The organism is Streptomyces noursei (genome assembly GCF_001646665.1).
GTDB classification, from domain to species: Bacteria; Actinomycetota; Actinomycetes; order Streptomycetales; family Streptomycetaceae; genus Streptomyces; species Streptomyces lavendulocolor.
In genome coordinates this window covers 16,162-37,437 of the sequence record NZ_LWBU01000071.1, presented here as the reverse complement: position 1 = coordinate 37,437, position 21,276 = coordinate 16,162, and the positions used below count along the sequence as shown (strand labels likewise).

Sequence of the window (21,276 nt, the reverse complement as noted above, 5' to 3'; positions counted from 1 at the left end):
CTGTTCGGTCTGCTTGTGCATCGTGGTCATCCTTTCGTCGGATACTGGAGGGCTGGGGTCTCCCCTGGTTCATCCGAGGGCGTACCAGGCAGCGGCGGCTCTCTTGCATGTGGCGTCGGTGACGAGTCCATGACCGACTCACACGTAGGTGCCTTTGGACGCGTAGCACATCTGCCGGGCCAGGCCCTTCATCTGGCTACAGCGAGCTGCTGCTTCTACACCTGGGCCCGTCTGCGCGCCTGAGGCCACCCCGGGGGTGGACTCTCGGTTCACCGGGCGTGCCTGCAGTGGCAGTGCCATGCTGGGGTGCTTGTCTTTGCCGTTCATCACGAGCTTCTTTCGCATTGGCGTGAGGAGGCCGAGCGGTGCTACATCTCACCGAGGAACGTCCGAGTCGGCACCAGGCTCACGCCCGGGAGGTCGCTGACGTCGATGGTGTAGACGTAGGTGACCCTGGCTCTTTGGTCGTTCTCCGGGTCTATGAAGCTGATGTAGACGTCCTGGCAGTCCGAGTTGGGGCGGCTGAACGGGCTCTTGGAGACGGTGATGCGGTCCAGCGCGTACAGGCGGTCTTCCGGTCCGGGAACATGCTTGGCTGACAGCAGCCCCTGCATGATGTCGCTGCCGAACTGGTAGGCGTTGGTGCCGGCGTAGTTCAGTGCCCTGTCCGCAGAGGTCTGTCCGAGGTTGCGGAACTGGTTGTACAGCTTGTCGAAGAGCGCGCGGATGGTCTTTTCGAGGTTGAGCTTGTCGATCCTGACGTCGCGCTTCTTGGCGTCCTTGAGGACGTTGTCAGTCACCGTGTGCACCAGCTTGGCCTCGTTCCAGGTTGCTATGCCACGGCTCTGTACTTCCAGCACGGGCAGTGTCATCCCGTTGAACAGCCGTGCGGTGCGGTCGGTCAGCACCCCTGGGATGGAGACCCGTGAGACGTACTCGTCGATTTCCTGCCGAGGCCGGGACTGTCCCCAGACTGCGTCGCGCAGGACCTTGTAGACGTGCGAGACCGGGGGGTACCAATGGTCGGACAGCGAAGGGGGCGGCTCTGGAGGCGCTCCGGGCATGCGCGGCTGCCTGTACGTGGCATCCGACTCGTCCGGCGTGGGGGGCACGGGGCCTCCCCATTCCATGCCCACCGCGGGCTCGGCTTCGAGGACGTAGGCCGGCATCTTGTCAATCTCGAGAGTGAAGTGCAGCTTGCTGCACTCCCAGGGAGCCGCGGACAAGTAGTCGCGCATCTGCCCCGGGTCGTACACGTTGGCCGGGTAGACATTCGGGCCGTCAGGGCCGGGCACTTCGACGTCCGGCATCTCCTGCCGGAAGGAGTCACGACGTGCCTCGGTTCCGAAGTCGTAGTTGATGGTGCCGATGACATACACCAAGGGGCGCGGGCCGTACTGGGTCGCTGAGCACGCGGGGCGAACGCCTCCGGTCGGCACCGGTGGTTCGGCCGCCACGGTGGGGGCCGCGGGAACTGCCCCTGACGTCGTGCCACGGCCGGGAGGCGCGGCGGCGGCGTGGAACGAAGCCTGACGGAGTTCGTCGACGATGGCCGCATCGTCGTGCTGCTCAAGCTGCGGCTGCTCGTTGTTTGCCGACGGTGCGGCCCCGTGTGGTGTGGTGTTGCCTGCACATCCGTCGCACGTACAGGACGGGCGCAGGCCGTCTGACGGTATGGACCCCTGTTGCGGCGACGGGCTTGCGATCTCCGCAGGAGCACCGAGTTCCTGTGACGGTGCGGCGGGAGGGCCTGTGGTTTCCATGGAGGTGGCTTTCTGGCTCGTGGTGACATGGGTTGCCCCCTGTGAGGGCTGGACGCCCGCAGTAGCGAGCTGAGGCAGCTGCTGTGGTGCGCTTAGAGGCGTTTGGTCTCTCTGAGCTGCTTCTTCGCGTGCCGTCGGCGTGTGGTGGGCGGCGATCGACTGATGGGCAAGAGCTGCGTTGAGATGCCCGCCCAGGTATCGGCGGCACTCGGCGGTCTCGTCAGGCAGACACGCCGGGGGAGTGGCCGTCTGCAAGATCAGTCGCCCCACGTCCTTCGGATTCGCCTCGCGACCCGATCGGACCTGCGCTGACACCAGCAGGCCGGCTACGCCTGAGACTGCTGGCGTGGCGAAACTGCTTCCCGTCATCAGTCGGTGGCCGCCGCCGGGGACGGCGCCGTCGATGTCCTCCCCGGGCGCCAGGACGCCGTTGCGCCGGTAGACCGCGCCCCAGTTGTTGAATTCAAGAGGTGCCCCCGCGGCGGATGTCGCACCTACGGACAACACGCTCGGCACAGCAGCGGGTACCTCCAGGCAGTCGCATCCGTCGTTGCCCACCGCCGAGACGACGAGGACACCGAGTTCCTCGCAGCGCTGCAAGGTGTGGGCCAGCAGGTGATCCGCCTGCCCATCGGCTGTGCGCTCACCGCCGCTGATGTTGATGACGTGCGCTCCCTCCTGCACGGCGCGCTCTATGGCCCGTGCAAGATCTACTTGCGGAACGCGATCCGGGCTCAGGTCACGGAACACCGGCAGGCTCAGCCCGCGGCACCGTGGGAGCATGCCTGTCACCGGACTGTTCTGCTGGCCGAAGAGCAAGCTGGCCACATGCGTGCCATGCAGCGACATGGGCCCCTGTCCGGCGGGCTCGCGGACAAGCGTGTCGATTTGCGTAACGTCGGCGCCCTGGAAGCACGGGTGCGTAAGGTCGACCGGCCCGTCGAGCACGGCGACGCACACCTCGGGGGTTCCGAGGAGATCCTCCTGGGGGACTGCCACGTCCCTGAGTACCGAGCGGATCTCCATGGCGCCTTCTTTCGGATCACCTGGCCGGTGGCTTCCCTCGGGAAACCCACACGTCTGACACTCGGGCAAGCACGTTGGCCCAACGTTGCCCTACCGCTCGAAGGCGTTGCGGAAGCGTTGCTGAGATGCCTTCCAAGCGTTTCTACTGGTAGACAACCCTTTGCTTGCTTAGGCCAGCGGCTGCCCGCCGCAGTATCCGACTCCACGCTCAAATCACATGCGCATGCGATATGCACTTGGTCATTGCACAGTGGGGTTGTGTCTGCGAAAGCCGTTCTCAAGCTGCTGAGTGGTTTCGACTTCATCTATGACGGTGGTCGGGTCACCTTGCCGCTGGCCGCGCAGCGACTGTTGGCTTTCCTGGCCCTGCAAAGCGATGGAATGCACCGAACCGTTGCCGCCGAACAGCTATGGCCGGACTGCGACCCCTCTCGAGCCAGCGCGAATCTCCGCTCGGCTCTTTGCCAGGCCAGACGAGCACGTACAGCAGCGGTGATCGAGATAGCAGGGCCGCGCCTACATCTGGCCCGCACTGTGGGGGTCGACCTGCATGAGACATGGGCTCAGGCCCGCACCCTGGCTGAGCAAGCCTCGCCGCTGCCCGCAGCACCCGACGTCATCGTTGGCGCACTAGGCCGTGAGCTCTTGCCGTGCTGGACAGACGACTGGCTGACCCTGGGACGCGAACGGTGGGACCAGATGCGCGTGCACGCCCTGGAAAGCCTGGCGCAGCGAATGCACGACGAACAGCAGTACCTCGCAGCGCTCGAAGCCGCTCTTGTCGCCACCGCCATCGACCCTATTCGCGAGACTGCACACCGGATCCTCATCGAGGTGCACATCGCTGAGGGCAACCACGCCTGCGCCGTGAAGACATACCAGGAGTACCAGGCGCTCCTGCAGCGGGAACTTGGGGTGTTTCCCTCACCACAGATGATGGACATCGTGCAGGGCCTGGGGATCCCCGTTCCTCCGACAGCCAACCTCAGTCCGCCGACAGCAGTGGCACAGGCCAGAACCCGCTCAGGAGCCCGTTCCCGCACACCGGCGTGAAGACAGGCAGTTAAGAGAGCCGTGCCCTGGCCCTGGGCAAGCACCATCAGGGCCTCAGGCCGCGGTGGTGACCCGACCCGTCAAAGACGCGACGATGAAAGCCAGTCGGCATGCCCACCGCCCATCCAATCCCGTTCCCCGGACGTAACGAGGAAGACATCGACACCGCCGTTAGCGATGGTGGATGCCTCGCACCTGCGTGTCGGTGATGAGGACCCCCGCCACCTTGTCGTCAGCGATGTCACGGAGCAGCTCGTCGAGGCAGCCATATCGCCAAGGCCGGCGGACGACGAAGAGGTGGCAGTAGGAGCGGAACTCCGGGTCAGGATCGCCCTCCACCAGCAGGCGGTGCCAGTACGCCGCCTGGTCCGTGAGGCCGAGGGCCGAGACGCCGGGCCAAACGCGTGTGTGCCGGACGCCCAGAGCGTCAAGACCTCCGCCAACGCCCCTGCCGCCACCCAAGGCATCGACGCGGGCGGAAAATCGCAGACTGCAAACGCCACATCGGCGTCGACACCCTCGGTCTCGTCCTGGCGGTAGTGGTCACGGCCGCGAGCATCTCCGACAACGCCGGCGGCATCCGGGTGCTCTCACAGATCTCGCGGGCACACCCGCACGTCACCAAACCCTGGGCCGATACCGGCTACCCCACCAAAGTCAGCGACCAGGGCTCCCGCCTGGGCATCGAAGTCGAAGTCCTTCGCACAGACCCAGCAGGCTGCCAGGTGATCCCGCGGCGCTGGGCAGTTGAGCGGATCTTCGACCGGCTGATGCATCACCGACGTCTCGCCCGCGACTACGAAACTTACCCGCACCGCTCAGACGCCATGACCGAGTGGGCAATGATCGACTTGAGAAGCTGCCGACTCAGCACCGAGTCCACCCCAAACTGGCGCGACACCTGACCGCCCACCGACAGTCAGACCTCGTAGGGCCAGACCGTGACATTGCCCGGTGCCACGTGGACCTCGACCCACGACCCGTCGACACCATCAGGCAGAGGTGAGTTGGCAAGATCGAACAGGATCACCGAGCCGCCCACGTCCAGGGCCCCCCTCCGTCCTCGTCGAGACTCAGCTGGCCACGCAAGACGATGCGGTCACCGTCTTCCCGCAACCCAGGCGTTTCATCAGTGCTCGGCCAGGCGTTCTCCGTCCAGACGATGTCCTCATTCGCGGTCCACTCGACGTGGTGCTCTCGCCCCACCGCCTGAGGCGCCCCCTGCCAGAGCACCACAGCAGTGCCCACTGCCGAGTGCACTCGGACGAAGATGGGCCCCGACCGGGCCGGCTGCACTGTCTCTACTCTGACCAACACCCCGCCATCATCCTCGACGGGCTTGCTAACACCTCCGCCAAGACAAACGCTCCTACAGAAAGACGGCCAGCACGCGCCGTTGGAATGCGTCGTCCGCCCCAATGAAGGAGGCGCACGCTCACCTCACACAGACCTGGCCCCGCCGCTCACATTCACGAGGTGTTCGTGGGGTCCCGAGTGGATTTGGTCAAGTTGTCCCCAGGATCCGGTCATGCAGGGCAGGTCGGGTTATACGGGCGCGGAAACGGTCGTAGCGTCGGGTGCCCTGCCACGGCCCAGGAAGCACGGGGCTTGCCAGGGGTGCGGCAGGAGTTGGGGGACTTGCAGCAATGAAGTCAGTGCAGAACATCGGGGGAGTGGGTGCCGCGGCACTCGCCATCACCGGCACACTGATGGTGCCCGCGCAGGCGGCTCAGCCGACGCCGCCGGATGAGCTCTCGATCAGCGTCAAGATCGCCGCACCCACCGGGCCCTCCGCGCGAGCCGTCTCGTGTCAGATCAACCGCGTCGTCTACAACCGCTTCGAGGCCTGCGCGGTGGCCGACGCCACGGTGACACTGCTGCGCAACGGCCGGCCGGTCGGCAACGCCAAGTTCAAGATCACCAACCGCATGACCCTGCAGCACAAGAAGCTCAAGTGGTCGGAGGCCACATCGATCAGCAAGGCCACCCTGGTCAACGCCAGCGGCATCCGCGCCAGTCTCGCGGTCTCGTGCGCGGGTAAGTGCAAGGCCACTTCCAGCTTCCCCGTCGGCCGCACACTCGGCTCTTCGGCGATCAACGGCAGCGTCGGGTACACCAGCAGCGTGCAGAAGAACAAGCACGACGCGACGGCCGCGAAGTACACCTTCACGTTCACCAAACCCGGATTCACCCCGGGAGTCATCAACTACAGCAGCCTCAAGTTCCGGTGCGACGACACCTTCTGGAACCGGGCCAACACCGCCCGCACTCTCAGCCCGGGATGCGTGTTCCCGAGCTTCACCTCCACCATGACCACCATGCAGAGCCTGCCCGGCATCTCCCAGAACATCAAAAACGTCCAGTCCCGCGGACGCAAGCTCGGCGCCCCGGGAGGCGCGGTGATCCGACGGGAGGCCAGGGAGACCAAAATCCAGGCCAACCGCAACGCCGTATGCCCGAGCAGCCAGCGCCCGCCCAGCCCCGGCCTGAGCTGTGACGAATACCCCTTCGCCTCCACCTTGGAAGGAGGCGTCAACGTGCCGGCGAACAGCCGCGGCACCGCATGGGTCCCGATCGACGAACAGCGCAAACAGGGAGGCCGCATCCAGACCTTCCACAAGAAGGAGCGAATCCTCCACGGCGACGGCTTCTGGGTCAAGGTCTGACCAGTTCCCCCTCCTCGAAGCACACTGTCATGATGCGGTCCCCGGGCGATCGCCCGGGGACCGCCCCGTACGGCGCCCGTCCCCGGCCTCCCGGGCCGGGGCGGCCCACATCCCACGTCGGGAGAACTGCCATGCCGAACCGAGAGCATTCCCTGCGGCTCGAAGTCACCCACAATCTGTACGTCGTCACCGACACCGACGCCGAAGAGCCCGATGACTCCGCCCCGGCCAGCAACGGCTTCCTTTGGGCCAACACCGAGGGAAACCAGGTCAACGTGATGACCGGGACCTCCTGGGGCGCTGTCGACACCACCGTCGAGATTCGCACCAGCGCCCCGGACAGCGTGGATGTGACCGCCTGGGACGAAGTCGCCGAAGTCAGCATGCACTTCACCGGCGACGGCCCCCTGCTGGGCAGCCTCATCACCGGCGACCTGGACCAATTGAACCTGCCCGAAACCGAGGGCGAGCAGTGGTGGCGCTTCCGCTTCCACGCCCGCGGACGCGACGCAGCCTCCGCCGCGGGCGACCAGCCCACCCACCCGGACGGCACCCCCCTCGAGCAGCACCACATTCAAATCTGGCCCGCCCCCCGTGCCCAGGTGACCTGCTACAAAACGACCGACACCACCGGCGTACGCTCCCGAGCAAGCGAGAACTGAGCAACGAACCACAGGACATGTCGAGCCCGGGGGAGGGGTCCACCGAGCAGCAGCTGCGCAACCTCTTCGGCGAGCGGGGCTGGCATCCTTGATCGTCCCAGGAACTCGGCTTCGGCTCGGGCATGACCTCCTGGTGCCGTCTGGTCGAGTGGACCAAGGCCGGGGTGTGGCCTCGGCTGCACGCGCTCCTCCTTGCCGAGCTCCGCAGTGCGAACGTTCTGGACTTCTCCCGTGCGGCGGTCGACGGCTCCCACATCCGGGGTTAAAGGGGGCTCCAAGACAGGACGAAGCCCTGTCGACCGGGGTAGGACGGGCAGCAAGCACCACCTGATCACCGACGCCACCGGTATCCCGCTCGCCGTCACCTTGACCGGCGGCAACCGCGACGATGTCACCCAGCTGATCCCGCTCCTTCAGGCCGTGCCGCCGTGCGGGGGCAAGCGCGGCCGGCCCCGGCGCCGCCCGGACGTGGTGCTGGCCGACCGCGGCTATGACCACGACAAGTACCGCCGCCTGGTCTGGGGTCTCGGCGTGAAGCCACTGATCGCCCGCCGGGGCACCGAGCACGGCTCCGGACTCGGCACCCAACGCTGGGTCGTGGAGCGCGCGTTCGCCCATCTGCACTGGTTCCGCCGCCTGCGGGTCCGCTGGGAGATCCGCGACGACATCCACGAAGCCTTCCTCACCCTCGGATGCGCACTGATCTGCTGGCGACGGCTGAACTCAACTATTGCTCACTAGTTTTTCTGCAGGGTGCGGGTGATACCGGCGATGATGGCGGTCGTCAGCATCCAGCCGAAGGCGATCAGCAGGTAGGCCAGCCACTGGAGGCTGCTGTTCGGCCAATACCACCCCGTGCGCTGACCCAGACCACCGAGGGGGATCAAAAGGTCGAGCGTGTAGATGAGGGGCTGGAACGGGCTGCCTTCGTCTCGTTTGACCGGGCTGGGAGAGTGAGTGCTAAAGGCCAGCGTGCCCAGTAGGGTCAGCGCGAGGAGCCAGACGCCAGCCAGCCAGGGCCGATAGCCATAGCCCACGGTCACGTCCAGCAGGTGCCCCCATACCCGGGCTGGCGGGGACAGGGTGAGACGCCGGTGGCGCTGCTTGGCCAGGAGCACGCGGCGGGCGTCATTGTCATGGCCGATTTGCCGGTACCAGCCCGCGAGTTGCTCGTACGGCTGCGGGACATAGCCAGGATTCCGGCGGACCCAGGCCAGGCGACGGGCCACGTCGTCCCTCGCAGGCGGTGCGTCGTCGCCTGCCGCGGACGGGGCGTCCCCGAATCGGATGGAGCCGTAGGTGAACCCTTCCAGGAGCACCTTCTTCGGCCAGCTCTGCTCGCTGTCCTGACACCAGGTGGCCTGGGCGGACCGGAGATCCACCAGTCCTGAGAGCGGTGCTGCGGTTCTGTAGTCGAAGTCGCCCACGTGCATGGATACGCAGTCCAGGGCTACGCCATCCCCGTTCAGATGGGCTCCTTCGAAGGTCAGCAGGCCTTCTATTCGGGCCCTTCGCAGCAGTACGCCTCCTTGCGCGGTGAACCCCTGGGAGCAGTCCACCGTCGAAGCGGCCATACTTCCTGCGGCAAGGGCGACGCCCGCGGTGTTCCCCAGCCGTGCGCCTTGCAGGAACAGGCCGCTGAGCAGCTGTGCGCCGGGCAGCCGCAGTCCGCCTTGCGTGGTGAGCCGCTGGCCGAAGACGCCGCCATCCAGGACGAGGCCGCCCGCGCGCACTGCCCACTCTTCTTGGCCCGAGATCCTGGCATCCGAGATCACCAGATTCCCGGCTATACGAGCGTTGACGAGTTTGAGGGAGCCGCCTTCGAGAGTCGACCGCCTCAGGTCCAGGTCACCCTCGATTCGGGCGAGCTCGGCGTTGATCCCCGGCACCCAGCTGTCCGATATCTCGATCGTCCGGGTCGTCGCACCGTGCAGTTGCACCGCCTCGTCCAGCCGACAGCCCTGCAGCAAGAACGTGTGACAGATCTCCGCTCCGGACAGGTCGAGACGACCGGTGATACGCGCGCCGGTGAGTCGCAAGGCGGCTACGGTGCCAGACCGGTCTTCGTTCGCGCCGAGCAACAGCGTCGCCACGACGGCCGCGCGGACAGTACGGTCGGGGCCCCACCGGTCACCCGCAGCGAGAGCGTCCGCGTCGGGTACTCCTGTGCGCAGGTCAACGCGACGCCCCTCAGGGAAGGCGTCCCACAGCTCGCGCTCCGGCGGGGTCATCTCGTCATAGGACAGCACCCATGCAGAGTAATGATCTACTCACTCAGGCGCGCCAAGCGGGTCACCGGTTCATTCCGTTAGGAGTTCTAAGCCCGCGCCTTTACCTCCCTCACCAAGCTCCCCGCCTCGCCGCGCTGCATGGCGAAGAGCCCGGCGGCCCTGTGTCCGAGGAGGCAGAGCAGGGTTTAGCCGTGGTGTTTGCCGGTGGCGGTCAAAGTCCGTTGTCGCGGTGTCGGCGTTCGCCCCGCCGCTCCCTGTTAGAAGCCGTCGCCAGCGTCGGCTCCCCGCCTACGGCCACACCACCCCGCCGGCGCTCTGTTCACCGAGCGCAGCGGTCGCCCAGCTCGCCACCGCGGACGAGTCGCGGCCGTGGCCGGCACGGTGTAGGGCGGGTATGGCGGGATCTAAGGGGGCGACTCCGTCTCCCCATGTACTCATGCACGCAGATAGGCCCGTGAAGAGACTCCAGGGGAGGAGAGGCACCATGTCTGAGCTGCTGCGTGAGGAGGTCCTGGACGTCGAAGTCGCGTTCCGGGGCTTCGGGTTCCAGGAGTCTGACGACAACGTGGTTCCTGTGCCATTTGGAGACAACCTCGAGTGGGGGGTGTTCCTCCAGGAACACGAGCGCCGCTTCGACCTGTTCAGCGCTGGCCACATCCACACCGCCGGCGTGAAGGTGAGGGTGTGGGCATCCGAGCCGCCGGTGGCAGAGGGGCCATGGGACGAGCAGGGTGAGGTCGACTTCGAGACGACCACGGGGGATATCGCGGTTTGGACGATGACGCTGGGCCGGTCGGATCACCTGATTCGGCTGGGCAGCCCGGGGTGGTGGCGGGTCCGTGTCTGCTGCACGGGCCGGGACGAGGTTGCGAGGGTGACGCAGACAGAAGGCGTCGCGTACGGGGTGGAGAAGTACGTGATCGACTTCTGGCCGAAGGCCTGACGTGTGGCCGGCGCCCGGCGCGCCGGCCACACACCCCGTTAGTTGATCTTGACTATGAATCCGTCATCCGGACCGTCGATGATCCGGTTGGCGGTGTAGAAGCCGCTCAGCAGGTTCCCTGCCCCGCCGTTCTGTGCGCCGGGTACCGGCAGGACGGAGAAATCCTCCTTGTCGACGTGCACGTCGAACTCGGATGCGGCGGAGCCCTCATAGGTGGTGGCGAAGGGGAACTCGTCGCATTCCTTGCCACCGGCGGTGTAGCTCGCGCCCCAGGCACGTGTGCACTCGCGGACCGAGACTGCACGGTTGCGGTCCCGCCGCTTCTGATCCAAGTACAGGCGGTGCAGAGGCTCGTTGACGTTGTCACCCGGTACGTTCTTGTGTGCGTTCAGCGGCTTCGTCGCTTTTGGGTTAGTGAACGCCTGCTTGATGTGATCGGCCACTGCCTTCTCCGGCGCACCGGCCTTCGAGCTGTACTCAAGGGTGGCGATCATGCTGAACGCTGCGCCGCCCTTGTTCGCCGGGTTGCCTGCTCCCGTCGAGTTCCGCAGATAGGAGGCGGCGTCCCACCTGGGCGCGAACATGAACGGCTTGCTCGTCACCGGGCTCGGCCCCACCCAGCCCGGAGGCAGCGTGTTGACGATTTCGGGCTGGTAGACGGCCGCGATGACGTCTCCCGCGCCGGCGCCGCTGCCCTGACCGGGGGGCGTAGCGCAGAGTGTGTGTAGTGAATGTCCCGCGTGTTTGCTCCGCAGGTTTCCGTCGTGGCGCCGTGCCGTCGCCGGGCCGGGCCGGGCCGGGCCGCAGCACGCCACACTGGGCACGCAGGTGCCGTCCTGCCCGTGCCTGCCGTCGTCGTGCCCCTCGGGGCTTCCCTCCTGGCCGCCGCCGCGGGTCCTGGCCCTGGCCTCGGCGCTGGCCGTCGTGCCGCCGCTGTCGCGGAGTCATCGGCCGGCCGCACCGCCGCCCCTCGAGCCTTTGGAGCTACTGCTGTTGAGGCCTGTGCCCGTCGGCCGCCGCTCGGCAGGCCAGGTGAGCAGAAGCCTTGTGGCAAGTGCGGCTCTCGACGCCTACGGGTCGGTACATCCTCGGCCCTAGGGGCCTCCGGTGCACCGACGGGGACTGCGGGGATCCGGCGGCTGCGGCTTGTTACGGGCTTTGTGGATCAGCGTGGCGGGGGTGGGCATGGGCTGACGGAGGCATACGTGGCGGGTATTTCGTCGGCTGCGGCCGCGTCGTGGCGTGCTTTCGTCGGCTGAGGTGGGGAAGGTGCCCGAGACCTTTCGTCGACCTGTGGGCAGACGGCCCGGACGCGAACGCTCGGCAGTAGGGCCTGAGCGCTGCTTCGCGCGATGGCGCTGTGGGACACGGTGTGTACGCGGAGCTGTGGCGATGACAGCCTGTCCTACTGCTAAAGAGAGCGCCAGCATCAAGAGCGCTCTGACCTGCAAAAACACCCTGCGGCATCACGCTCCTGAGATCTGGCACCCAGTCCTCAGCATCCTGGACCACGTTCCTAAGAGCGGGGCAGGCGGTTCTTAGGGCCCGAGTGTCGATGTCTCAAGAACTGTGACCACGGCTGCAGGGTCTGACCAGATTGACCTGACGTTCATGAGTTAGCGCTGTGTCTGAGCGGATGACCGGAGCGGTGGATCGATGCCGGGTTGAGCGACACGCCCTGGAGGCGGAGTTCATGAACTCTGTGCTCATGTACGTTAAGTTCATCTAGTCGGCCTGAGGGCCGCCGCTCATGAACGTTGAGGCAATGCCAGCGATGGAGGGCCTGTTGGGAGCAGTACGCAGACTGGTTGATGCCGACACGGGCGAGGCCATCCCATATGCGCCCTATGCCTTCTCCGGGGAGCACATCCAAGTCGACAAGGCCAGAGTGGCAGCGATCACTGAGAGCAAGGAATTCACTCCAAGTCAGAAGTACCTGGTGCTGTGGTGGATCGGAGTCTCCCCTCAGGGCATGGCGCCGCTGAGGGCGACGGGCGCCGACATCGCCAAGAAGGTCGGTATGACCGCAGATGCCGTAGGCAAGATCAATCGGAAACTGCTCAAGCGGCGCATCCTGATCGAGCGTGGACGCATCGGCAACTACAGGCTCTACCGGATCAGCCCGTACATTGCTTTTCATGGGACGGGGGTCGAGCAACGGGAAGCGATCAAGACGTGCAACCCGCCGGACATCCCCGGCTTCGACAACACGATCCCTTCGCGGTGGGAGGCCCAGTGAACAACGACGACAAGCGGAAGCTCCTTGACGTCCTCCACCGCACCGCCGGCATGACCGCCAACCAGCGCCTGGTCGTCATGCTCTATGCGATGCACCCCACCGACCGCGCCGGCGCCGTCATCGAGACGGGCGCCAACCTGGCCCAGCTCGTCGGCATGTCCCCGACCGTCTTCTCCCGGACACGGCGCCAGGTCGTGGAAGCCGGATGGCTGGAGGAGTCCGAGCGGCTTGCCCACATCAGCTACTACCGGCTGAGCGCGAAGAGCACCGGCGAGGACGTTGTCGTCCCCCTGCGTCGCGCCTGAACCGCTTCGGTAGTCAGAACTCATGTACGTGAGGTCAATGAGTACCGATCCTTGGATCGGTACTCATTGACCTCACGTACATGAGCGGTTCCCCGGAGAGTACGGGACGTGGCTGCGCTCGCCGATCTTCATCGACGCGTGCCTCCTGGGCCCGTCCACGAGTGGGCTGCACGTACTGGAGGGCCACACGCGGCCTGGCGCTGCCCCGAGCTCAGACGTCCTCGAAGGTCGCGTCAACCGGACCAAGATGCTCAAGCCCCACATGGTTGGCCGCGCCGAATCGACCCGCGCAAGCGCGTCCTGTCTCGCATGGCAAAGCCTGCAGCGTCGCACCGCAGAGACAGCTATACCGGCCCCTCGTACAGCTCGATCTCGGAGGGCCTGCGGTCAAGCACCAGCGCGAGATGCCCCTCCATGACGGCGAACCACTCCTCGAGGTGCGCATCGGTGTCGTGGAAGAACCAGGAGCCGAAGCTTCCCATAGCATCCAGATCGGCTTCGGGCTCGTAGCGGAGTTCGCAGTGAACCTGCACGTAGTGGTGATGTTCGCCGTCGTCGTCAGTGACGTCGAACTGCCGCGTGAGGTCCACAGTGAACATCGGTCGCCCGCTGAAGGCGTACGTGCCGTACTGAAAGAGCAACCCGTCAGAGTCGGATGTGGGCGCAGTATCAAAGCGCTTCCGCCCGAAACATACGAAGGCGAGCCATGCATTCCGAGTGGTCCACTCGGTCACTTCCGACTGCCCGGTCGCCAGTTCGGCCCGCAGGAAGCCGAGGGCTTCCTCCAGCCGCGGTCTGTCGGGCACGTCGGCTCCCCTCGCATAGTGATCAGCACCCTAACCCGGTGGGGTCGGATCGCATCCCGCTCTGACCACCGAGGCGCTCACCCGCCGCCGATCTGTCAGACGTTGTTCTGCGCGCCGCGCACCCCGTGATGTTGCCCCCGGCGGGACGTTCGGCCGGCGCGCAGCCTCCAACGAAGGCGGCGCCCAGGGCCCGGCGTAACCGGCCGCGCCGCCGGTGAGGCGGTGAAGATCGGTGGTGAGGTGGGGCGTGGCCTTCTAGATCGGCACGCTAGCCCTCCAGGAAGCGCGACGCCCCCGGCCCGGCGGCCGGGGCGGGGGGCCCTCCGGCCGCGGTGATCGGGTGGTTTTCCGGCCGCCATCGCGCGGATACCCGGCCCTGGTCGTCGCTGCCTTTCGCACGGCCTGGCCTGGACACCGCCCTCGACGGCCAGTCCACACGCGGTCGGATACACGCGTTAGGGGCCCGGCTGGTGCCGGGCCCCTAACTTTTGTAGCGGGGACAGGATTTGAACCTGCGACCTCTGGGTTATGAGCCCAGCGAGCTACCGAGCTGCTCCACCCCGCGTCGATGTTGCCACTCTACACGGGGCTCCGGGGGCCAGCGGGAGACGTCAGCCGCGGACGATGTTCTCCGCCTGGGGGCCCTTCTGGCCCTGGGTGACGTCGAACGTGACCGGCTCACCCTCGACCAGTTCGCGGTATCCGTTGCCGGAGATGTTGGAGTAGTGGGCGAAAACATCCGGTCCGCCGCCGTCCTGGGCGATGAAGCCGAAGCCCTTCTCGGAGTTGAACCACTTCACGGTGCCGCTGGCCATACTGCGTCCTTCGATCTTGCCGGGGTGAATAGTGGGGGTCTTCTGCTGGGGGAAGATGCCCGGTGTCCGTTCTACCCCGGCCAGGGCTCCGTCATACGATCATCCGTCCATGAGTCGGGCCTGGTCTGGTCGGGGTGCGGTCCCGGGCAGGATGCTGAGCGGGTGGGGCGTGGTGTGCCGGGGGCCCTATGTGTTTGGTCAAGGTCCAAGGCCAGTAGGTTCGTGCGGTCGAGGGGGATCCGAGCCGTAGGGGTGTGCATGTGCATGGGTGATAGCCAGGTCACGATCAAGCTCACGAGTGACGAGGCACTGGTGCTGTCGCACTGGCTGGAGAAGCTCCAGATGACCGACCTCAGTCGCGTTGTCGACGATCCGGCGGTCTGGGCGCCGATCCATCGGATCGCCGGAACGCTCGACAAGGCGCTTCCCGAGCTGTTCGCATCCGACTATGACCAGCGGCTGAGACCGCTCGTCAAAGGCTGCGGCCGGAGGACTGATCGAGCGGTCTGAGTTCCTCAGCTGACTGCGGCGGGCTGGGAGAAGGTTCCGTCGCGGAGCATGGTGAACAGGACGTCGGCCGACGCCTGGCCAGGCAGAGCAGAGCCTGTGCGTGGTGCTTGCCTTGCGCGATCTTCTTGTCGTAGTAGGCCCGGGACGCGGGGTCGCCCAGGGCGGCGAACGCGGAGGGGAAGAAGGCCCGTTTGAGCTGCTTGTTCCCCTCCGAGAGGGCTGTTCGTCGCGGATTGAAGAGCCCGAGCTCCGGGTCGCGAGGGGTGCCCCTATGTCTTTGGTCAAGGAAAGCGGGGTGCGATGGGTCGGCATGCCGGGGCAGCATGGCGCCGTGGCCGATCTGCTGTGGGATGAAGTGAAGTGCTTCTTCGACCTGGACCTGGTCGGGTTGCTGCCGGACGTGCGTGTCCCGGATGCCTTGGTGGAGGACTGGCAGTCGGTCCTCGACTTGATCGCGGAGAAGGGCTGGGAGTGCCAGTACTCCGAGGGAGACATGGCGCTTCCGGTGCCTCGGGCAGAGGCCGTGCTGTCCCGCCCGGCGGATGCCGAGTGCCCTGAGCTGCGGGTCTGGCCGTCTGCCGATGTGCTGGCGATCTTCCGTTTCCATGCCGATGACGAAGTCGACTTCGATGTCGACGTGCGGGAGTTACAGGGTCAGGATCGACTCGATGTGCTCTGCGGCTTCCTCCGGGAGATCGGACGGCGACTGGGCAAGCCGCTGCTGATGGACCCGGAAGGCGACGGCGGCCATCCGGTGCTCGGCTTCGATGTCGAGACCGATCGAGTCGTTCTCCTTGCAGACCCGCAGGTCAGGTGACTGCGGCCGACGGCTGCGGTTCGTAGCAGGTGCCGTCGCGGAGCATGGTGAACAGCACGTCGGCCCGGCGTCTGGCGAGGCAGAGCAGGGCCTGGGTGTGGTGCTTGCCCTGGGCCATCTTCTTGTCGTAGTAGGCCCCGGGACGCGGAGTCGCCCAGGGCTGCGAAGGCAGAGAGGAAGAAGGCCCGTTTGAGCTGCTTGTTCCCTCTCCTGGACGGTTGTTCGCCGCGCATCGAGGAGCCCGAGCTGCGAGTGGCCGGGGCTAGACCGGCGTAGGCGGCGAGGTGGCCGGCGGTGGGGAAGGTGCTGCCGTCGCCGACCTCGACCCAGGTCCTGGCTCCGGTCCTGACGCCGAGGCCCGGCATCGAGGTCACAACTCTGGAAAGAGGGTGGGCCTCCAGGAGTTCCTCAATCCGCCCGATGTCTTACTGGCCTGCGGATGACCCTGGCGCGGGCCCCCCGCCATGATGGAAGCGCCCCCCTCGCAGCAACAAGGGGGGCGGTGGGGCCTTCCGGACAGAAAGGCATATCGGCGCCGAGGCACCTACTGCCCTCCATTGGAAGGGGGCGGCGCCCGACGGCGCAAGCAAAACGGGGAACATTCCGCTGACTGGGGCTTTCCGCCAGGGGTTGTGCGCCACGGCGCACGAGGCACAACGCGCGCCCCTGCCGCGGTTCAGCGTGCACCGGCGGAGCGGAATGTTCCCGGTTCTTGATTTCGTGCGCCTGTCGTCGGCTGCTGACTCCATGCTTGTCCCGGCTCGCTCACATGGCGTCAGCAAACGCTGCGGGCCTTCCGGACAGACAGCAGCGCAAGAGGCTGAGGACACGTATGAAGCACGGCAAAGTGATCATCACGGTGGTGGCACTCATGGTGATCTTCGCATTAAGCGTGGTGATGATCGCGGCGGAGCAGCCCGTCGCAGCGATCACCGCACTCATCCCCTCGGTGGCCCTCGGCGTGCAGCACATCGTGCACTCCACCGCCACATCCGCCCCCGCACCTCCTCCCGCGCCGTTCCCCGGCGAGAAGCGAGAGCGGGAGTGGCCCGGATGACGACCCCTCCCGCACCCCAGGGCGTTCCTCCGCGTGGCAAGCCAGGCCGCCGGCTCGGCCCGATCCTGCCCGGCACCGGACCTGCCCACCGGGCCTGGCTCCAGCCGCTGCGCGAGGCATTCCACGCCAGTGGCATGACACTGGTCGAGCTGCATCAGCGCACCGGCTGGCCCAAGTCGAAGCTCTCGGAACTCCTGCGGGCCGCAGGCCGCTACCCGCGCTGGTCCTTCACACGTGACGTGATGACGGGCCTGGACTGGTCCGGTATGAGTTACGAGGTCGTGCGACTGCAGTGGGTCCAGGCGGCCCGCGAGGCGAACAAGCGCACCGCCTGGATCACCGCATGCCTCGCCCAGAGCGGAGACTCCACCCTGGCCGACTCCGCCGCCGTACCCCTGGACTACTACGCCTTCCGCGAGATGCACCAGGACCACTACACCGCCTACGCACTGGCCTTCCTCCGCAGCCCCGTCACCGCGGAGAAGGCGGTGAGGGACGTCTTCACGCTGCTGTTGCTGCTGTGGCCCGATGCCTTGGGTAGCGAACGGCTCGAGCGGTACGCCTGGGAGCTGCTGCGCGAGACGGTCCTGGAACGGGCCCCCAAGGACAACGGCCGGCCCACCCTCATCGAGGCAGCCTTCGACACGCTCGCCCTGAAGACCAGCCCCCACCCGATGCATCAGATCACCGAATCCATGACCCTCTTCAGGGCCATCAGCCATCTGCCACCCCGGCAGCTGGACGTCACCGTCCTCAAGCACCTGCGCGGCCTGACCGACACACAGATCGCCGACGAAATGGGCATCTCCCTCGCGGCAGTACGCTCCACGGCCCGTCACGCCAGACGCAGCCTCAACGCTTTGCTCTATCCCCAGCACCATCAAGGAGGGACACCCCGGTGACCTCGCCCATCGACGAACTCCTCGCACGCGCCCGCCTTGTCGACCGGCCCTACGTGCCGCTGGACATCACCCACACCAGCAGGCCCTTCATCCCACCGCAGGCGACTGCCGCCGCTGCACGCGTGATGCCGGGCGAGGCTGACCGTCGCGCGGCTGCCGACGACCTAACCGCGCTGTGTCAGACGGTCGTCAGCGACGACGCGGCCGTCATTGCCCTGGGCGACTTCCTCACCGAGCCCTTCGGCGCCCGCGTCCTCGGCTGCATCCTCCAACTCACCGACGCCGAGGACTCCGCCCGCTTCTGGTGGCAATACGCAGCCGGCGCCGGGGACACCGCCGCCTCCTACTGCCTCTACCTGCACCACCTCGCCCTCGGCGAGCAGAACCAAGCCACCTGGTGGCAGCAGCAAGCCACCCCGGCACCCCAGACACCGACTCCTGACGAAGATCCCCCAGCGCGGTTCGTCGACCCAGCACGCAACATCGCCGCCGACGCAAGCCTCCCCACCACCCTTCGCGTGCTGAAAGCCCTCAAGATCCACACCGACCAGGCGAAGAACGAGACGCACGCCGTAGAAGCCGTCATCGACTACGTCTCCGCAGCCGTCAGCTACGTTGACGACGACGTCGAGCTGCCCCTGCCCGACCCCGACTTCACCGACCACATCCGCGCCCTGACCACCCACACACCCCACCGTCCGCCCGGCTCCAGAACGACGTCCCCACTGCCAGCCCGCTCGCCACGTAAGACCTCAGCGATCGCCGCGGCGAGACGCCGTACATTGCGCCACCCCGACCAGTTGCACCCCGCCCCCCAGACCAACCTCTGACCGCCGCAGTTCCAAGATCGAAGTTGCACAAGTCGTGCGACTTCGATCTTGGAACCCGTGAATGCCGACTGACTGGTTGGCTCGCGCTGCCCGTCGGCCGGATCACTTCCGGCTCAAGCCGCGGCCGCCCCTGAGCCACGGCCCCCGGGGTCCTGGCCATGCCTCCGGCTGTACTGGGGGTCGCCGCCGCTGTGTCGGTGTTGTCGGCTCCCGCGGGCAGACTGCGGCCCGCAGGCCGGTGACAGCGTCAGCAGCTGTAGGTGGTGCCGTCGGCGGCCGTGTTCCAGTTGCAGCTGGAGATGCTGCCCGCGCTCGTATTGTTGTCCAGGCTGCCAGGCTTCTTCAGCCGCAGGTCCGGGTTCTTGACGGTGCTGGTGTTCAGCAAGACATGGCGGGCGTAACCGCGGTAGACGTGGTGGACGCCGCTGCTGTCGCGGTAGTGGCGACCGCTGCCGGTGTGCACGTACGCCCTTGCTCCGGCCGGCAGGTTGTAGGAGGGCAGGGCACGTCCGTAGGTGTTGGTGGTGCTGTCGGGGACGTAGCCGCCGGTGTTCACCGTCCGCGCGGTGACGTTCTTGATGACGAAGTACTCGCCGTTGAGATTCAGCTGCGTGCCGCCGCGGGTGTCAGCGCCGGCGGCGTTGGGCCGCACGTGCGTGAGCATCAGGGCGCCAGTGGTGGAGGCGGCCTGGCTCGGCGTGGCCAGGGCTACGAGCGCGAGCGCGGCGGAAGCGAGTGCGATGGTGCGTACGGTACGGCTCACCAAGGACCTTTCTGCAATATGAGGGATGGCGGTGGCATCCGGACGGGCGCGATCATCGCACCCAACGAACTTCGCCGATGTGGAAACCCGGAAGGATGATCGGAACTGCTCACCGCGGTACGAGCGGCGCCCGACCCGCTAACGCGCAGTGCCCGGACGACGTATGTCGGCATACACGCGCGCCCTCACGCCGGGCTCACCCGGCGTACGCCACACCGGCGTGATGCCGGAGGTCGCCCACTGCTTCTGAAGCACCTCCATCACGTCCAGGACCACAAGCCCGGGCTCGACAACGCGCTGCTGATCGATCTCCATGCCTCGACCGACGGGTCCGCCCGGCCGGCCGGTTCGCCGATCATGGAGAGACAACCCGTACGAGGGACTCAAGCCACCGACTCGCTCGGCACCAGTCGCGCGGAGGGGGGCGTGGCCGTAGACAGGAGGGGGCGGCTGCGCTTCGCTGACAGGACCGGGCCGGCTGCGTCCCTGCGTAGGGAGCCGTGCCAACCCCGAGCGGCACGGCTCCCCACCAGCAGGACCTGGCGCGTGGCGCTCGGCCGTGGAGCCGATACTTGCCCAGCCCGAAAGACCCCCCGGGGCTGTCCACCGGTGCGGCCTGGCGTGACCTGCCCCGCGGGACCCCGCACCTTGGCCTGAGAGGACCCTGCCGGGCGGGTCAGGGGGTGGTGGTTGTCGTGTCGAGGCCGTGGGTGGCTACGAGTTGGGCGCTGCCGTCGGCCAGCCGGTAGGCCAGTCCGACCACGGCTGTCCGGCCTTCGGTCACCGCGTCGGCCAGTACGCGAGAGCGCTCCAGGAGCAGGTCCATGGTGTGTTTGATGTGCTCGGCGAGGATTTCCTCGGCGCTCTCACGGCCGGCGGCGCGGGCGGCCAGCACGCTGGGGGTGACGCGCTCGACGATGTCGCGGACAAAGCCGCCGGGTGTCTGTCCGTTACTGAGGGCGGAGCGGGCCGCGGCGACGGCGCCGCATGAGTCGTGGCCGAGGACGACGACCAGCGGTGCGCCCAGGACGCTTACGCCGAATTCGATCGAGCCGAGGACTTCGGTGCCGGTGACGTGTCCGGCGGTGCGGACCACGAACAGGTCGCCCAGGCCACGGTCGAAGATGATCTCGGCGGCCAGCCGGGAGTCGGAGCAGCCGAACAGCACAGCGAACGGTTGCTGGGACGGTGCGGTCTCGCTGCGGCGGGCGGCGTCCTGGTTCGGATGCTCGGCGGTACCGGCGACGAAGCGCTGGTTGCCGGCCATGAGCAGGTCGAAGGCGTCACGGGGCGTCGGGGTGTGGATCTCAGACATGGCGGCAGCGTACGAGGCGGCACCGGCTACCGCACCGCCTGGTCCCGCCGGGGCGCGGGTGGTGCGGCTGTATCCGGCGGGCGCAACCCGGCCCATCGCGCGGCGCGCCATCACGCCGGGCGGCCTCGACGAGGCTGGGGTGCTCCGGCCGCGTCATTCACCCATTCGCTAGACGGGTCTTCACCCGTATACCAGCTCCAGTGGTGGGCCGCATCTACCTGGCTGAGGGTAACCACGTCGCTGCTGCGGCCACCACAAGCCGACAACATGTCGGCTGACGCAGGCTGCGACGAAAGGATCCCTTTCATGCGCTCTGCTCGCACTCTCCTCGCCATAGCCACCGCCACGGCTGCACTCGCCATCGCGGCCCCCAGCTCCTACGCCTCCATCTCCAGCGACCGGGACAAGGACGACCACTCCTACAGCAGCGACCACGGGTCCAAGAAGGACGAGGGCAGGCACGAGGGCTGGAAGCACGACAAGCCGAGGGGTGGCGTGCACACCGGTGGGGGTCTGCTCGCCTCCGTCAGTGGTGACGACTGGGACAAGAAGGACCACGGCTCGTCGAAGGAC

General features: G+C 66.9%; 20 protein-coding genes, 1 tRNA gene and 5 pseudogenes. 14 read left to right on the top strand and 12 right to left on the bottom strand.

The window, feature by feature from the left end; genetic code table 11:
- Window positions 1-368: 368 nt before the first annotated feature.
- Entirely contained in the window at window positions 369-2,789 is a 2,421-nt protein-coding gene (locus A4V12_RS06515; RefSeq protein ID WP_064068254.1) for a S8 family serine peptidase, read from the bottom strand.
- 258 nt (window positions 2,790-3,047) lie between these two features.
- Between A4V12_RS06515 and A4V12_RS06510 the strand changes: the two genes are divergently transcribed.
- On the top strand, window positions 3,048-3,842 hold the full coding sequence (locus tag A4V12_RS06510) for an AfsR/SARP family transcriptional regulator (protein ID WP_079136855.1): 795 nt from the start codon (window positions 3,048-3,050) through the stop codon (window positions 3,840-3,842).
- 171 nt (window positions 3,843-4,013) lie between these two features.
- On the opposite strand, the gene A4V12_RS37955 is transcribed toward A4V12_RS06510, so the two are convergent.
- Window positions 4,014-4,181, bottom strand: coding sequence for a DUF3885 domain-containing protein (locus tag A4V12_RS37955; RefSeq protein WP_199831229.1), 168 nt, complete (start codon window positions 4,179-4,181; stop codon window positions 4,014-4,016).
- 15 nt (window positions 4,182-4,196) lie between these two features.
- On the opposite strand from A4V12_RS37955, the pseudogene A4V12_RS06505 reads away from it, so the two are divergent.
- The 4 genes and pseudogenes from A4V12_RS06505 to A4V12_RS06480 all read left to right on the top strand — a co-directional run.
- A pseudogene (locus A4V12_RS06505) lies at window positions 4,197-4,747 on the top strand (transposase); the annotation flags it as partial.
- Between the two features lie 741 nt (window positions 4,748-5,488).
- Window positions 5,489-6,508 carry a NucA/NucB deoxyribonuclease domain-containing protein gene (locus tag A4V12_RS06495; RefSeq protein ID WP_079136854.1) on the top strand — a complete coding sequence of 340 codons (1,020 nt, stop codon included), beginning with the start codon at window positions 5,489-5,491 and terminating at the stop codon, window positions 6,506-6,508.
- 131 nt (window positions 6,509-6,639) lie between these two features.
- On the top strand, window positions 6,640-7,170 hold the full coding sequence (locus A4V12_RS06490) for a hypothetical protein (RefSeq protein ID WP_064068250.1): 531 nt from the start codon (window positions 6,640-6,642) through the stop codon (window positions 7,168-7,170).
- 104 nt (window positions 7,171-7,274) lie between these two features.
- Window positions 7,275-7,911: pseudogene (locus A4V12_RS06480) on the top strand (IS5 family transposase); the annotation flags it as partial.
- Here A4V12_RS06480 and A4V12_RS06475 read toward each other — a convergent pair.
- Window positions 7,908-9,419 (bottom strand): hypothetical protein, encoded by a 1,512-nt coding sequence (locus A4V12_RS06475; protein WP_064068249.1) that lies wholly within the window; start codon window positions 9,417-9,419, stop codon window positions 7,908-7,910. The pseudogene A4V12_RS06480 and the gene A4V12_RS06475 sit on opposite strands and share 4 nt — an antisense overlap.
- 466 nt (window positions 9,420-9,885) lie before the next feature.
- On the opposite strand from A4V12_RS06475, the gene A4V12_RS06470 reads away from it, so the two are divergent.
- On the top strand, window positions 9,886-10,344 hold the full coding sequence (locus tag A4V12_RS06470) for a hypothetical protein (protein ID WP_064068248.1): 459 nt from the start codon (window positions 9,886-9,888) through the stop codon (window positions 10,342-10,344).
- A gap of 38 nt (window positions 10,345-10,382) precedes the next feature.
- Here the strand turns inward: A4V12_RS06470 and A4V12_RS06465 are convergent, their stop codons facing one another.
- Entirely contained in the window at window positions 10,383-10,946 is a 564-nt protein-coding gene (locus A4V12_RS06465) for a NucA/NucB deoxyribonuclease domain-containing protein (protein ID WP_064068247.1), read from the bottom strand.
- A gap of 1,184 nt (window positions 10,947-12,130) precedes the next feature.
- Between A4V12_RS06465 and A4V12_RS06460 the strand changes: the two genes are divergently transcribed.
- Both A4V12_RS06460 and A4V12_RS06455 read left to right on the top strand, forming a co-directional pair.
- Complete coding sequence (locus A4V12_RS06460) at window positions 12,131-12,583, top strand: MarR family transcriptional regulator (RefSeq protein ID WP_064068261.1); 453 nt, start codon at window positions 12,131-12,133, stop codon at window positions 12,581-12,583.
- Window positions 12,580-12,888, top strand: a complete 309-nt coding sequence (locus tag A4V12_RS06455; RefSeq protein WP_064068246.1) for a hypothetical protein — start codon at window positions 12,580-12,582, stop codon at window positions 12,886-12,888. The genes A4V12_RS06460 and A4V12_RS06455 overlap by 4 nt, the downstream gene beginning before the upstream one ends.
- A 344-nt stretch (window positions 12,889-13,232) precedes the next feature.
- On the opposite strand, the gene A4V12_RS06450 is transcribed toward A4V12_RS06455, so the two are convergent.
- The 3 genes from A4V12_RS06450 to A4V12_RS06440 all read right to left on the bottom strand — a co-directional run bounded on the left by A4V12_RS06450 (window position 13,233) and on the right by A4V12_RS06440 (window position 14,509).
- Window positions 13,233-13,694 (bottom strand): hypothetical protein, encoded by a 462-nt coding sequence (locus A4V12_RS06450; RefSeq protein WP_064068245.1) that lies wholly within the window; start codon window positions 13,692-13,694, stop codon window positions 13,233-13,235.
- Between the two features lie 491 nt (window positions 13,695-14,185).
- A tRNA-Met gene (locus tag A4V12_RS06445) sits at window positions 14,186-14,259 on the bottom strand.
- 46 nt (window positions 14,260-14,305) lie between these two features.
- Window positions 14,306-14,509 carry a cold-shock protein gene (locus A4V12_RS06440; RefSeq protein ID WP_009192932.1) on the bottom strand — a complete coding sequence of 68 codons (204 nt, stop codon included), beginning with the start codon at window positions 14,507-14,509 and terminating at the stop codon, window positions 14,306-14,308.
- 264 nt (window positions 14,510-14,773) lie between these two features.
- Between A4V12_RS06440 and A4V12_RS06435 the strand changes: the two genes are divergently transcribed.
- Window positions 14,774-15,019: a hypothetical protein gene (locus A4V12_RS06435; protein ID WP_423552433.1), complete on the top strand. Its 246-nt coding sequence runs from the start codon at window positions 14,774-14,776 to the stop codon at window positions 15,017-15,019.
- 5 nt (window positions 15,020-15,024) lie between these two features.
- Here A4V12_RS06435 and A4V12_RS34390 read toward each other — a convergent pair.
- Window positions 15,025-15,274, bottom strand: a pseudogene (locus A4V12_RS34390) (transposase); the annotation flags it as partial.
- Window positions 15,275-15,350: 76 nt separating this feature from the next.
- On the opposite strand from A4V12_RS34390, the gene A4V12_RS06430 reads away from it, so the two are divergent.
- Window positions 15,351-15,836, top strand: coding sequence for a hypothetical protein (locus tag A4V12_RS06430; protein ID WP_199831227.1), 486 nt, complete (start codon window positions 15,351-15,353; stop codon window positions 15,834-15,836).
- On the opposite strand, the pseudogene A4V12_RS34385 reads toward A4V12_RS06430, so the two are convergent.
- A pseudogene (locus tag A4V12_RS34385) lies at window positions 15,829-16,237 on the bottom strand (transposase); the annotation flags it as partial. The gene A4V12_RS06430 and the pseudogene A4V12_RS34385 sit on opposite strands and share 8 nt — an antisense overlap.
- A 431-nt stretch (window positions 16,238-16,668) precedes the next feature.
- Here A4V12_RS34385 and A4V12_RS34380 point away from each other — a divergent pair.
- From A4V12_RS34380 to A4V12_RS06410, 3 genes are read left to right on the top strand one after another with little or no spacing between them, the layout of a single operon-like run.
- Entirely contained in the window at window positions 16,669-16,893 is a 225-nt protein-coding gene (locus tag A4V12_RS34380; protein WP_079136852.1) for a hypothetical protein, read from the top strand.
- Window positions 16,890-17,795, top strand: coding sequence for a sigma factor-like helix-turn-helix DNA-binding protein (locus A4V12_RS06415; protein WP_064068241.1), 906 nt, complete (start codon window positions 16,890-16,892; stop codon window positions 17,793-17,795). Before A4V12_RS34380 ends, A4V12_RS06415 begins: the two co-directional genes overlap by 4 nt.
- A complete protein-coding gene (locus A4V12_RS06410; RefSeq protein WP_064068240.1) occupies window positions 17,792-18,625 on the top strand; it encodes a hypothetical protein in 834 nt (277 codons plus the stop codon). Before A4V12_RS06415 ends, A4V12_RS06410 begins: the two co-directional genes overlap by 4 nt.
- A 247-nt stretch (window positions 18,626-18,872) precedes the next feature.
- Here the strand turns inward: A4V12_RS06410 and A4V12_RS06405 are convergent, their stop codons facing one another.
- The 3 genes from A4V12_RS06405 to A4V12_RS06400 form a co-directional block, all read right to left on the bottom strand.
- Entirely contained in the window at window positions 18,873-19,388 is a 516-nt protein-coding gene (locus A4V12_RS06405) for a hypothetical protein (RefSeq protein WP_064068239.1), read from the bottom strand.
- A 138-nt stretch (window positions 19,389-19,526) separates the two neighbouring features.
- Entirely contained in the window at window positions 19,527-19,703 is a 177-nt protein-coding gene (locus A4V12_RS37945) for a DUF6207 family protein (RefSeq protein ID WP_199831226.1), read from the bottom strand.
- A 361-nt stretch (window positions 19,704-20,064) separates the two neighbouring features.
- Window positions 20,065-20,703 (bottom strand): carbonic anhydrase, encoded by a 639-nt coding sequence (locus A4V12_RS06400; RefSeq protein ID WP_064068238.1) that lies wholly within the window; start codon window positions 20,701-20,703, stop codon window positions 20,065-20,067.
- Window positions 20,704-21,009: 306 nt separating this feature from the next.
- Here A4V12_RS06400 and A4V12_RS06395 point away from each other — a divergent pair.
- Window positions 21,010-21,276, top strand: a pseudogene (locus A4V12_RS06395) (hypothetical protein); the annotation flags it as partial.